The sequence below is a fragment of the Streptomyces shenzhenensis genome, from assembly GCF_021462265.1.
Taxonomy (GTDB): domain Bacteria; phylum Actinomycetota; class Actinomycetes; order Streptomycetales; family Streptomycetaceae; genus Streptomyces; species Streptomyces shenzhenensis.
The window spans coordinates 1-12,172 of sequence record NZ_JAJONF010000027.1 but is presented as its reverse complement, the minus strand read 5'-3'; the positions used below and the strand labels follow the sequence as shown (position 1 = coordinate 12,172).

The following is a 12,172-nucleotide window of genomic DNA, read 5'->3' as shown; positions in this document are numbered from 1 at the left end:
GTATCGAAGGGGACGGGCCCCCTGAAGGCACCCGGGGCCGGCAATGCGACCGGAGGAACAGATGAGGTTGACCCGACCGATGCTCGCCGTGGCCGGCGCCGTGGCCGTACTGGCGCTGGCGGGCTGCGGATCCGGAGACGGCAAGGCGGAGGCCGCGATCCCGGTCACCGCGACCGGCAGCCTGGAGAGTCTGGCCGCCAAGGTGAAGTGCACCCCGGACATGCAGATCGACTCCGACGAAGTCCGCCAGGCCATCTGCAAGGTCTCCGCCGGCAAGTTCGTCTTCGCCACCTTCGCCACCGACCGCGGCCAGCGCGAGTGGATCAACGACGCGAAGGACTACGGCGGTTTCTACCTCGTCGGCCGCAAGTGGGTCGCCGTCGGCACCGACAAGGTCGTCAAGGCGCTGCAGACCACGCTGGGCGGCGAGGAGGAGATCGGGGTCGACCACAGCAAGCACACCAGCTGAGGTCCGCTCCGCCGGAGTCCAGGGCACATACGGAAGCGGGCGGTGGGAGATTCCCACCGCCCGCTTCGTGCCGCCGACCTTCGCGCTGCCGGCTAGCTGCTCCTCACTAGCACCTCTTGCCGGAGTTGATGCAGTTGGCGATCGTGGCAGCCAGGTTGTTCTTGGTGACGCTGATGAAGTCGTCGTGGTCGGTGGCCGCCTTGTGCAGCTGCTCGGGGAAACCGTCCACGGCGTAGGCGTTCTTCACCTGGCCGTTGACGATGGACGGCTGGGCCACCTTGTAGACCAGACGCATCGTCAGCTGCGGGATCGCCTTGAACCCGTTCGGGCAGACACCGCTCGCGGGGTCCGCGAAGGCCACGTGCGTACGGTGGTTGGCGCTGTCGACGTTCACGCCGTCCCAGCAGCTCTGGAAGGCGAAGGTGCGGACCACGTTGCTGCCCTGCGGGCAGATCGGGTACTGCGTCGTCAGCTGGACCTTGTTCTCGAAGCCGGTGCAGCTCCAGTGCGCGTTGGCGTTGGCCAGACCGTTGGTGGTGGTCTTGGCGTCACCGGTGATGATGCGCAGGAACTGGGGCATCGCCGTGACCTTGCTGGCCGGGCTGCCGACGTACTTGATCTGCGCCTGGACCGGCGTCAGGATCTTGCCGACGTTGCCCTCCTTGCCACCGCCGAGCGCGTTGGCGTCGAACTCCTGCGAGCCGTCCTGCTCACGCACGACCGGCCAGTAGTACGCCGAGAGGTCACTCTGGTTCTGGCAGCTGGAGGGGGCGGCCAGCAGCGAGTTGTTCGTCGAGAACGCGTTGACCTTCTGGTTGCCTACGTAGTCGTGCTCGTGGTGCGCGCCGTTGGTCACGCCGGGCGCCACGATGACGTTGTCGGTGTTGTGGTTCTTGTTCGCGTTCACACCGCAGCGGGTGGTGAAGGAACCGGTCGAGGCCTGGCCGCTCTTCTGCGGTTTGGCCTGGACGTTCGGCGCGACCTTCGTGATGTCCACGAAGTCGGCCGCGACCGGACCGTTGCCGGCCTGCCCGCCGATGTTCGCCGGCGCGCTGGCGCCGGCGCTCGGGGCGGCACTGGCCTGGCCGTTGTTCCCGTTGTTGTTCTGCCCGCCGTTGTTGTTGCCCTGGCCGGCGGTGGTCTGGTTGGTGGTCTGCGTGGTGCAGGCGGCCAGCTGCGCGAGCGAGCCGTCGAAGGTGCCGCCGACCCGCGTGATGTCGATCCTGATCCGGTCGATCGTGGCGGCCCGCTTCTCCTTCAGGGGGCCGACGATCGCGTTCTGCACGAAGTTGGCGTCGTTCGCCTGCGCCTGGCGGGTGGAGGCGAGCCTGGAGTAGGCCTCGGTGATCTGCTTGTCGAGGTTCGCCAGTTCCGCCGCCACCCCCTGCTTGGCCTTGTCCGGCACGCTCGTCAGCTTCTGGCCGACGTCGGGGCAGGAGATGGTCGCCACCGTCGCGGCGGCGGCCTTCGTGTAGTTCTGGGCCGAGTTGTTCGACTCGTGCGCCGAAGCGTTCATCTGTGCCCAGAGCAGCCCGCCCCCGCCGAGCGCTATGGCTGCCGATGCGGCTATGGCCTTGACGGCCAGCGGCGAACGGCGTTTGCGTATGTTGCGTCCCATGGAACTCCTCTGACTTCCTTGGCGGGGCAGCATCGAGGCGCCCGACAGGAGTGAAGCGGCGTCCATTCATACGCGCTGCGCCTCAGATGTGTTCAGCCGCCTCATGGATTGCTCAGAGATTTGTTACGCGCTTGGGGCGCAACCGCCGTTTGAGCAGGGCGATTTCTGGAAAATCAGCGGTCGCGGTCAAGGTACGCGAGCACCGCCAGGACGCGCCGATTGTCATCGTCCGACACCTCAAGTCCCAGTTTGGCGAAGATGTTGGAGGTGTGCTTCGCGATGGCCCGTTCCGTGACGACGAGCTGTGCGGCGATCGCCGCGTTGGACCGGCCCTGCGCCATCAGCTCCAGGACCTCCGCCTCCCGCGGCGTCAGCCTCCCCAGCGGCCGGTCGTCGGCCCGCCGGGACAGCAACTGCTGGATCACCTGCGGGTCCATGGCCGTACCGCCCGCCGCGACCCGCCGTACGGCGTCCACGAACTGCTCCGCGTCGAACACCCGGTCCTTCAGCAGGTACCCCACCCCGCCGGTGCCGTCCGCCAGCAGCTCGCGCGCGTACAGCTGCTCCACGTGCTGGGAGAGCACCAGCACCGGCAGCCCCGGTCTCGCCCGCCGCGCCCGGAGCGCGCACTGCAGCCCCTCGTCGGTGTGCGTGGGCGGCAGCCGTACGTCCACCACGGCCACGTCCGGCTCCAGATCGGCCAGTGCCCGCGTGAGTTCGGGGCCGGACTCGACGGCCGCCGCGATCTCGAAGCCGTAGGCCTCCAGCAGCCGGACCAGCCCGTCGCGGAGCAGGAACAGGTCCTCGGCTAGGACAACGCGCACGGAATCTCCATCGTGACCATGGTGGGGCCGCCCGCGGGGCTGCTGACGGCCAGGACGCCGTCGAATGTACCCAGCCGCCGCTCCACCCCGGCGAGCCCCGACCCGGCACCGATCACCGCGCCGCCCCTGCCGTGGTCGGTGACCGAGATCCGCAGCATGCCGCCGCCGTCCGGCACGTGGTGCAGATCCACCCAGATCCGGTCGGCACCGGAGTGCTTGACCGCGTTGGTCAGCACCTCGCTCACCGCGAAGTACGCGGCCGACTCCACCGGCGCGTCCGCCCGCCCCGGCAGCTCCACCGTCACCTCGGCCGGCACCGGCAGCCGCAGCGCCAGCGCCCGTACGGCGTCCCCGAGCCCGCGCTCGGCCAGCACCGGCGGATGGATGCCCCGCACCAGGTCCCGCAGCTCGCCCAGCGCCTCCACGGAGGCCCGCCGGGTCTGCGCGAGCAACTGCCTGGCTTTCTCAGGATCCTTGTCCAGAAGCATCTCGATCGTCCCGAGGTCCATCCCCATGGCGACCAGCCGGGCCTGCGCCCCGTCGTGCAGATCCCGCTCGATCCGGCGCAGCTCGGCCGCCGACGTGTCCACCGCGTCCTTCCGGGTCTCCGTCAGCACCTTTACCCGCTCGGCGAGTTCGCCCTTCCCGGGGTCGAGGACCGCGCGGGTCAGCCGGAAGTGGGCGGTCAGCAGCCGCGGGCACAGGTGCCAGGCGCCGACCAGCAGGACGGCGGCGGTGGCCGCGGCGCCGAACGCGGTGGCCTGGCCGGTGACCGGCACGAAGCCGTACCAGTAGGTGCCGCCGAGGGTGAGCACCCGCCACAGCCCGGCGGCCACCGCGAACCCCTCGAACGGATAGAACAGCAGCACCGCCGGCAGCAGCGCGGTCACGAACCCGGCCGTCATGTCCGTGAACAGCCACAGCACGTCCCTGCCGACCTGCGGGTCGCGCAGCATCCCGAAGGTCCTGGCCCACGGGTTGGCGTCCGCCGGGAGCGCCCGGTACGCCGACCGGATCCGCACCCCGCACCACTCGTACGCCAGCCGCCGCCGCACGTCCGCCACCTCCCGGACCCCGTCCAGGACCCAGGGCGTGGTGACGATCCCCACCCCGATCGGGATCAGCGAGACCGAGACCGCGGTCAACGTGATGCAGAGCACCGACAGCGGCAGAATCACCAACGCCAGCACCAGCCCCCGCACTGCGGCGAGCAGCACCTCCCGTGCCCTGGTCCGGAAGCTCCCGCTGTTCGTGTTCGTCGTCATGCCGTCAGTCTGTCCGGCCGGCCGAGCGGGGGTCACTGGCCCGAAGCCCCATGTCAGGGGGTGGTGCTGGATACACCACGGGAGCTTTGAGCGCTCGGCTGGAAGTGCTGCGCCATGCCGTCTGCCGTCTGCCGTCTGCCGTCTGCCGTCTGCCGTCTGCGGCGCCGTCGTGGCTGGTCGCGCCCACGCGGCGGAGCCGCATATTGACACAGCCCCGCGCCCCTTACGGGGCTTCAGGCAGCGCCCTGAAGGGGCGCGGGGCTGTTGTCGACAGGCGGCTCCGCCGCGTGGGCGCGACCGGCCCCCACCGGTCCGCAGCCAAGATCAGACCCCTCCCAACGGAACCCCAAGCACCCCCGCTTCGACATCGGGGTCGAGCCCGATCCCCGGCCGTACCGGTGCCGCACCGCCAAGGCCCCGCAGCCACTCCCACGTGTCGGCCACCGTCTCCTCCACCGGCCGGCACCGCAGCCCCGTCGCCACCGCCCGCGACACGTCCAGCCCGTGCACACCGTCGTGCAACTCGCTGTCCGCCGGCACCCACACCGGCAACTGCGTCCACGGCTCGATCCCGGCGCCGAGGACCACCTCCGCGCCGGTCCACCGGAGCTCCGCGTCCGAGCCGGTGCTGCGGCGGCACGCTTCGAGCAGCCGGCCCATCGTGGTGTGCCCCGGCGGACTCACCAGGTTGTACGGTCCGGACAGCTTCTGTTCGACCGCCCCGAGGGTCCACTCGGCGAGATCCCGGGCGTCCACGAACTGCACGGGCAGCTCGTGCGGGCCCGGCGCCAGCACCGGGCCGCCCCGCGCGATCCGGTTCAGCCACCACGGCAGCCGGCCGACGTTCTCGTACGGCCCGAGGATCAGCCCGGCCCGCACGAGCACGGAGGCGTCCGCGCCGAAGGACTCGACGGCGGCCAGCTCACCGCCCAGTTTGTCCTGCGGGTACTCGGTCGCCTCCGCGTCGGCCGCCGCCCCCGCCACCAGCCGCGCGTCCTCGGCGTATCCGGCCGGACGCGGCCAGTCGTACACCGAGCAGCTCGACACGTACGTATACCGTCCGGCACGGCCCCGCAGCAGCCGTGCCGTCTCCCGCACCGCCCGGGGCGCGGCCGACCAGGTGTCGACGACCGCGTCCCAGGCGGTGCCGTCGGCCAGCGCGGTGAGGCCGGCGGGCGCGGTGCGGTCGCCGTGCAGCGACCGCACCCCGGCCGGGGGCCGGTGGCGGCCCCGGTTGAAGACGGTCACCTCCCAGCCGCGCCCGAGCGCCGCCTCGACGACCGCCCGCCCCACGAACTCCGTACCGCCCAGCACCAGAAGCCTCATGCCGCTGATCGTGCCCGTCGGGTGCGGCGTGCGTCACCGGGTTCAGCCGAGGGCGGACCGGCCCGTCGGCGGCCGCTGGACGGCCTCAGCGGCCCGTCGGCGGGGTGTACTTGTATCCCACGCGGCGGACCGTCTGGATCGCCCGGCGGTGCTCCGCGCCGAGCTTGCGGCGCAGCCGGGCGACATGGACGTCGACCGTGCGGCCGTCGCCGACATGGCCGTAGCCCCAGACCGTGGTGACCAGCTGGTCGCGGGTGTGCACCCGGCCCGGATGCGCGACCAGGTGCGCGAGAAGCTCGAACTCCAGGTAGGTGAGGTCGAGTTCGCGCCCGTCGACCTGGGCGGTGCGCTCCACGGTGTCCACGGCGACGAGCGGCCGGGCGCCGGTCGCGGGAGGTGCCGCGGCCGGCTCCTGCGGGTCCGGCACCGCGACCGGCAGGAAGGGCGGCCGCTGGTCCGCCGGGACCAGCACCAGGTAGCCGATCATCGGCGGCCGGCCGGGCAGCGCGGGCAGGGCGTGCTGCGGGGCGGGCAGCCAGGTGGCGCCCGGCGGCAGCAGGCCGGCCATGTCCACGACCTCGTCCCGGTCGACGGCGCGCAGCCGGTGCCGGGCGGGCGAGGAAGCGGGCAGGGCGGAGGCGGGGGAGACAGAACGAGTGGTCGTCATGAGACGTCAGCTCTTTCGCGCGAGGAGTCAGTCGGTCGGGACGACGGCCGCGACTCGTGGTCGGGCGCGCCGGGGACGTACTGCTTTCCGCGCTGGCCGAAGGCCGGGGTGTACGGCTTTAGAGGGCCTGCGCGTTCGTCGCGCGGCAACACACCCGGTCGAAGTCGTGGTGCTGACGGGAAGGCCAGAACGGCTCGAGGTCCTGGCGACCTGTCGCGCTGCACTTCTGGATGCCGACCATGCGCCCATTGAAGCAGACACAGCCGGGAAACAGGACTCTCCTCTCACTGCTTGGGACGCTCCTCGGCGTGCCACCGGCGTCGCCCGCCGCATGCCGAAGGGGCGCCCACCGCACGGTGGGCGCCCCTTCGGGACAGTCGTCCGCGGATCAGACCTGGCCGGCCTTGTCCAGGGCGGAGCAGCAGGTGTCGACGATCAGCCGGGTCACGACGTACGGGTCGACGTTGGCGTTCGGGCGGCGGTCCTCGATGTAGCCCTTGCCGTCCTTCTCGACCTGCCACGGGATACGGACCGAGGCACCGCGGTTGGAGACGCCGTAGGAGTACTTGTCCCACGGGGCGGTCTCGTGCAGACCGGTCAGACGGTCGTCGATGCCCGCGCCGTAGTTCTTGACGTGGTCGAGCGGCTTGGAGCCCTCACCGAGCGACTCGCACGCGGTGATGATCGCGTCGTAGCCCTCGCGCATCGCCTTGGTGGAGAAGTTGGTGTGCGCGCCGGCGCCGTTCCAGTCGCCCTTGACCGGCTTCGGGTCGAGGGTGGCGGAGACGCCGAAGTCCTCGGCGGTGCGGTAGAGCAGCCAGCGGGCCACCCACAGGTGGTCGGAGACCTCCAGCGGCGAGACCGGGCCGACCTGGAACTCCCACTGGCCGGGCATGACCTCGGCGTTGATGCCGGAGATCGCGAGCCCCGCCTTCAGGCAGTTGTCCAGGTGCGCCTCGACGATCTCGCGGCCGAAGATCTCGTCGGCGCCGACGCCGCAGTAGTAGCCGCCCTGGGGAGCCGGGAAGCCGCCCTCGGGGAAGCCCAGCGGGCGGGACCCGTCGAAGAAGGTGTACTCCTGCTCGATCCCGAAGATCGGCTCCTGGGCGGCGAACTTCTCGGCGACCTCGACCAGCGCGGCACGCGTGTTGGAGGAGTGCGGGGTGAAGTCGATGTCCAGGACCTCGCACAGCACGAGGATGTCGTCGCCGCCGCGGATCGGGTCGGGGCAGGTGAAGACCGGCTTCAGCACACGGTCCGAGGAGTGCCCCTCGGCCTGGTTCGTGGACGACCCGTCGAAGCCCCAGATCGGCAGCGCGTCCAGACCGGCGGGGGCGCCCGCTATGATCTTCGTCTTCGAACGCAGCTTGGCCGTCGGCTGGGTGCCGTCGATCCAGATGTACTCAGCCTTGAAGGTCACGGGCCACATCCTTCGGGGTGGGTCGGGCGCACTTGCGGGTGCAGTGGCGCTACGGCACTGGGGCGCCTCGGTGTTGCCCGGCAGCCTGTCAACAGGCGATTTCCCGATCATTGCTCGGATGTGAACCCGGTGTTACCTGGTGGTTCTGTGGTGCGACTCACGTTGTGAGGGGCGGGCGGCCTGGGTACCCGGCCTATTTCGGGCGCCGTGCCGGGCCCCCGGCATGGCGGTCGCCGGCTTTCCCTCCGTGAAAGCCGGCGACCGTGCCCGGACCTGTGGTCCGGTCAGCCGACCTTCTCGATCAGTGCCCGGCGGATCAGGAACTTGCCGGGCTCCCGGACCTGTTCGAACGCCGCGTTGTTGAGCAGCACGCAGCTGCCGGAGACCGACGTGACCTTCACCGTCGTGGACTTGTTGTTGTCCAGGTTGGTGACCTTCAGCGTGGTTCCCGCCGGGAACTGGTTGCTGGAGGCGGCCGGTGCGCCGGCCTCACCGGAGAGCGTGACGGTCGAGCCCTTGCAGACCTGCTGCCCCAAGGCGGCGGTGCCCCCGGTGCTTCCGGCGGCCGCGCTCCGCGACGGCGACGCCGTCGCGGTCTGCCCGGTCTGGCCCGTCTGCGTACCGCTCGCCGCCTGGGAGCCCTGAGCCGACTCCCCAACGACGCAACCGGACGCCTTCTGCTGGACCTTGATCTGCTCGATGACCGCCTCGCGGTTGGCGATCCGGGCCGCCGACTGGGCGTCCGGGGCGGCCCGCTGTCCGGCGATGAACTTCTGGTTGTTGCCGAGGGCCGTCGCCAGCCCCGAGCAGACGGTCGAGTCCGCGGCCGACGACAGCGTCTTCGCGTTCTGCGGGGTCTGCGCGGCGTTCGAGGTGGACGCCAGGGCGAAGGCCCCGCCACCGGCGACGGCCGCGGCGCCGACCAGCAGTGCGATGGTCTTCCTGGCGCCGAGAGTTCTCCTGCGCGACATGCGCGCCTCCTGAAAGGGGTGAGGGAGCGTACGCCGCTATGTACGAGATGCCGAACGTCGTTACTCAGCGGTTACAGGAGTCGCTGAAGTAACCTGCGTCACAAAGGAGTTGAGCGCTGCTCAGCTCTTGCGTCTGGTCAGTGCGTCCTGTACCGCCTCGTCGGTACGGCCGACGACCGCCGTGCCGTCGTCGGCGGTGATGATCGGTCGCTGGATGAGCCTGGGGTGCTCGGTGAGGGCCGTGATCCACCGGTCGCGCGCGCTCGCGTCCCGCGCCCACTCCTTCATCCCCAGTTCCCTGGCGACCGCCTCCTGGGTGCGGGTGATGTCCCACGGTTCGAGCCCGAGCCGTTCGAGTACGGCCCTGATCTCGTCCTCGGTCGGTACGTCCTCCAGGTAGCGGCGGACGGTGTAGTCGGCCCCCTCGGCGTCGAGCAGGCTGATCGCGCTGCGGCACTTCGAGCAGGCCGGGTTGATCCAGATCTCCATGCGGAAGACGGTACGCGAGCCGCCGGCCAGGGGTGCTCTGTTCGAATTTCGGGGGTGCCGTGAGAACCCCTCGCGTACCTCGCGACCCACCTGAAAAACCCATCTCCACCTGGCCGTTCGGCCAAGTCGCGGGCTGTCTCGTTGTCAGTGCCGGCCGGTACACTGGAGGCAGTGTTCGAGAGAGTCGCCGGGGCGTCCGGTGGCCCTCTGACCGCGACAGGAGGATGCCTGTGCCCGCTGCCGCACTGAAGCCGAAGCCGAAGCCCCTGCCGACCCAGTCCACCGCGAAGCGTGCGGTCCTGTTCGACTCGCCGTACGCGCCCGTGGAGAAGCGCCCGTTGCCGGCCGGGCGGCCACGCGAGTGGTATGTCACACACAACCGCCGTCTGAAGGCCATGCGCCTCGCCATCGCCCTGCTCGACTCCGGTGTCCATCTGCCGCGGCAGGCCCGGAACGAGACGATACGGAGCACGGCGGAGAGCATCGGCGTCCACCCGCCGTCGGACACGACGTGCCACATGGTGCGGGCCCTGATGCGCTATTCGCGTTGAGCCGGTGGTGCCGGGCGCCGTGTACCTGCGGCGGCGCCCGGCGCTTTCCCGGCCGGGGGCTGCCGCCCCCAGGCCCCCGCACCGGGTGGGCGGCCCCTCGTGGTCCGGCTGTGGGTCGGTGTGGGTTGCTCGCGCAGTTCCTCGCGCCCCTGGGCGGGGTGGTGCCTCTCGCGGTGCGGCTGTGGGTCGGTGTGGGTTGCTCGCGCAGTTCCTCGCGCCCCTGGGCGGGGTGGTGCCTCTCGCGGTGCGGCTGTGGGTCGGTGTGGGTTGCTCGCGCAGTTCCTCGCGCCCCTGGGCGGGGTGGTGCCTCTCGTGGTCCGGCTGTGGGTCGGTGTGGGTTGTTCGCGCAGCTCCTCGCGCCCCTGGGCGGGGCGCTGCCCAGCCGCGTCCTTTCAGCCTGGGGGGCCGCTCACCCGGTCAACTCCCGTTCCACCGGTGTCCGGAAGCGTGGTGTGACCTTCGCGGCGCCCACCCATCCGCGCAGCCGCTCCGCCTCCGCCGCGACCGCCTGCTCGGCCTCTCTTCGGATGCCGGGATCGAGGATCCGCCAGACGATCTCGCCGTCCCGGCGCTGCGCCCAGCCACCCACCACCAGCCCGTTCCACCACACCGTCGGCCCCACGTTGCCGCTTCGGTCGAAGAGAAGCGGCCGGAGCTCCGGCGGCAGGTACCAGTCCCGCTGCTGCCACGCCATGGCCGTCGGGTCGAGGGCGGGGAGGAGGGCCGCCCAGGGGCGGGACGGCTCGGCGACCGCCGGCAGGTCCTCGGCCGTCACGTACCCCGTGCCGCCCTCGTCCAGCGTCACCGGCCGCGCTCCGATCGCGGTCAGCGCCCGGCGGACCTCCGTCACCCGCCACCCCGTCCACCACTTGAGGTCCGCCTCGGTGGCCGGCCCGCAGGCGTACAGCCAGCGGTTCAGCAGGGCCGCCTGGGCCTGCGCGTCCGCCAGCTCCGGATGGTCGGGCGCCGGTGCCCAGCGGAACTGGCTCGACGTCCAGGAGCCCAGCGGACGGCCCCGCACCACCTTGCCCTCCACGCCCAGGACCCGCAACAGGCGCGTGGAGACGGTGTGTACGCCCTCGTAGCTCTTGCCCTCGGCGTACGCGAACCGCTCGCGCAGGCGTGGTTCGGCGGCCGCCAGTTCCGTCGCCGTCGCCTGGCCGAGCCGGGCCAGCGCGGCCAGCGCCGAGGACTCGACCTCCGCGAGCCAGGCCGCGTCCGGGGCACCGGCCCGCGCCATGTCCTTCAGCAGCGCGGCGCGCTCGCGGGCGGCCACCGTCAGGCCCGTCGAGGCGTGCACGACCGCCGTGAGCTCCGCGGGGAAGACGAACACCGTGTGCCGCATGCCGTGCATCCGCACCAGGGTGCGGTCCTCGTACAGGGCCCGCTCCGTCTCCGGCACGGTCTTCGCCGCCTCGGCCAGCCGCGCCCCCACCGCCAGGTACACCGTCGCCGGATCCGAGCCGTGCAGCGCCACCAGCGCCTCGGCGACCTCCTCCGGCGCCGTCGCCCGCGCGGTGTCCGCCAACAGGTGGCGCTCCGCCAGCCGGGCCCGCCGCTCCGCCACCCCGATGTGCCGTTGCCCGCCGCTCATGCCGACCTCCCCGTGGATTCCTGACCGCATCCTGCCCGACGCCACTGACAATCACCTGCTCGCCGTCCGCGGCAGGCCGGGAGCCGGGGCGGGGGTCCGAGCCGTCCGCTCCGGGCCGGCCGTGGTGGTCCAGCAGCGTCGTGACGAACTCCCGCCGGTCGTCCGGGTGATCGCGGAACCAGAGGCCCAGACGGTGCTGGGCGTCCGGGAGTTCCAGGCGGGTGTACCGGGACCGGGTGCGCGGGGCGTCCTGGACGGCCGTCGTGACTTGCGGCGGGGTCACCGCGTCCGTCCCGGCACCGCGAGCACCGCCCGGCCCGCGCGGCGGCGCAGCGCCTCCGGGGCGGGTGCGGCGCGCCAGGCGTACCGGCGGGTGTGCCCGCACGAAAACGGGATGCACGGCGCGTGACCGGCTCCCTACGCTGGAGACGCGTTGCGGAGGGGTCCACCACCGCTTTCCGAAGGGCGGGCCGCGCCCCCGGAAGCCGGGACTACACTGCCGCGCACCGACGGACGGCCGCCCGTCCCCAGCGTCGTGTGCCGTCGGATCCGTCGACCGCTCACACACCCACGCCACGGAGGCCCGTCATGGGCACCATCGTCCTGTCCGGAACCGTCGTCCTGGTCATCCTCGGATTCGGCAACCACACCTGGTGGCTCGCCGCCGTCGTCCTGCTCTTCCTGTACGTGCAGTACGGGCGGGGCTCGTCGTCGGCCTCCTCGTCGGGCGGTCCGTCCGGCGGGGGAGGGGGCACGGCGGGCGACTACAAGACGTACCGCGACCGCCGTGACCAGCAGGCCAAGTGGGAGCGCCGCTACCGCCGCGAGCGCCCCCTGGAGTTCCGTCGCCAGCAGAACGAGAAGGGGAAGTAGCCGGCCGGTCAGAGGCCGGGGGCACCCCAGACCGGGAACCAGCGGCTGAGGTCCTGCTCGACGCGCAGGTCGCTCGCGAGCGCCGCCTTCACCTGCAGCTCCAGT

General features: G+C 71.6%; 14 protein-coding genes. 4 read left to right on the top strand and 10 right to left on the bottom strand.

Annotated features, from left to right (window positions below):
• The first annotated feature begins 61 nt into the window (after window positions 1-61).
• A complete protein-coding gene (locus LQ326_RS29455; protein WP_234542090.1) occupies window positions 62-469 on the top strand; it encodes a hypothetical protein in 408 nt (135 codons plus the stop codon).
• A 106-nt stretch (window positions 470-575) separates the two neighbouring features.
• Here the strand turns inward: LQ326_RS29455 and LQ326_RS29450 are convergent, their stop codons facing one another.
• From LQ326_RS29450 to LQ326_RS29415, 8 genes are all read right to left on the bottom strand, one after another.
• A complete protein-coding gene (locus LQ326_RS29450; protein WP_234542089.1) occupies window positions 576-2,087 on the bottom strand; it encodes a DUF1996 domain-containing protein in 1,512 nt (503 codons plus the stop codon).
• 173 nt (window positions 2,088-2,260) lie between these two features.
• Complete coding sequence (locus LQ326_RS29445) at window positions 2,261-2,911, bottom strand: LuxR C-terminal-related transcriptional regulator (RefSeq protein ID WP_234542088.1); 651 nt, start codon at window positions 2,909-2,911, stop codon at window positions 2,261-2,263.
• Window positions 2,896-4,176, bottom strand: a complete 1,281-nt coding sequence (locus tag LQ326_RS29440) for a sensor histidine kinase (protein WP_234542087.1) — start codon at window positions 4,174-4,176, stop codon at window positions 2,896-2,898. Before LQ326_RS29440 ends, LQ326_RS29445 begins: the two co-directional genes overlap by 16 nt.
• Before the next feature lie 324 nt (window positions 4,177-4,500).
• On the bottom strand, window positions 4,501-5,502 hold the full coding sequence (locus tag LQ326_RS29435) for an NAD-dependent epimerase/dehydratase family protein (protein WP_234542086.1): 1,002 nt from the start codon (window positions 5,500-5,502) through the stop codon (window positions 4,501-4,503).
• Between the two features lie 85 nt (window positions 5,503-5,587).
• Window positions 5,588-6,169, bottom strand: coding sequence for a winged helix-turn-helix domain-containing protein (locus tag LQ326_RS29430; RefSeq protein WP_234542085.1), 582 nt, complete (start codon window positions 6,167-6,169; stop codon window positions 5,588-5,590).
• A gap of 388 nt (window positions 6,170-6,557) precedes the next feature.
• Window positions 6,558-7,589, bottom strand: a complete 1,032-nt coding sequence (gene glnII, locus LQ326_RS29425; RefSeq protein WP_234542084.1) for a glutamine synthetase — start codon at window positions 7,587-7,589, stop codon at window positions 6,558-6,560.
• 284 nt (window positions 7,590-7,873) lie between these two features.
• Window positions 7,874-8,560 carry an SCO2207 family protein gene (locus LQ326_RS29420; protein WP_234542083.1) on the bottom strand — a complete coding sequence of 229 codons (687 nt, stop codon included), beginning with the start codon at window positions 8,558-8,560 and terminating at the stop codon, window positions 7,874-7,876.
• A 120-nt stretch (window positions 8,561-8,680) separates the two neighbouring features.
• Window positions 8,681-9,049, bottom strand: coding sequence for an arsenate reductase family protein (locus tag LQ326_RS29415; protein ID WP_234542082.1), 369 nt, complete (start codon window positions 9,047-9,049; stop codon window positions 8,681-8,683).
• 230 nt (window positions 9,050-9,279) lie between these two features.
• On the opposite strand from LQ326_RS29415, the gene LQ326_RS29410 reads away from it, so the two are divergent.
• Window positions 9,280-9,600, top strand: coding sequence for a hypothetical protein (locus tag LQ326_RS29410; RefSeq protein WP_234542081.1), 321 nt, complete (start codon window positions 9,280-9,282; stop codon window positions 9,598-9,600).
• A 409-nt stretch (window positions 9,601-10,009) separates the two neighbouring features.
• On the opposite strand, the gene LQ326_RS29405 is transcribed toward LQ326_RS29410, so the two are convergent.
• Entirely contained in the window at window positions 10,010-11,194 is a 1,185-nt protein-coding gene (locus tag LQ326_RS29405; RefSeq protein WP_234542080.1) for a winged helix DNA-binding domain-containing protein, read from the bottom strand.
• Between LQ326_RS29405 and LQ326_RS29400 the strand changes: the two genes are divergently transcribed.
• Together LQ326_RS29400 and LQ326_RS29395 are read left to right on the top strand one after the other, a co-directional pair.
• Complete coding sequence (locus tag LQ326_RS29400) at window positions 11,193-11,603, top strand: hypothetical protein (RefSeq protein WP_234542079.1); 411 nt, start codon at window positions 11,193-11,195, stop codon at window positions 11,601-11,603. The genes LQ326_RS29405 and LQ326_RS29400 overlap by 2 nt on opposite strands.
• A gap of 179 nt (window positions 11,604-11,782) precedes the next feature.
• Window positions 11,783-12,067: a hypothetical protein gene (locus LQ326_RS29395; RefSeq protein WP_234542078.1), complete on the top strand. Its 285-nt coding sequence runs from the start codon at window positions 11,783-11,785 to the stop codon at window positions 12,065-12,067.
• A gap of 8 nt (window positions 12,068-12,075) precedes the next feature.
• On the opposite strand, the gene pspAB is transcribed toward LQ326_RS29395, so the two are convergent.
• A partial coding sequence (pspAB, locus tag LQ326_RS48810) for a PspA-associated protein PspAB (RefSeq protein WP_434056961.1) occupies window positions 12,076-12,172 on the bottom strand: 97 nt, incomplete at its 5' end.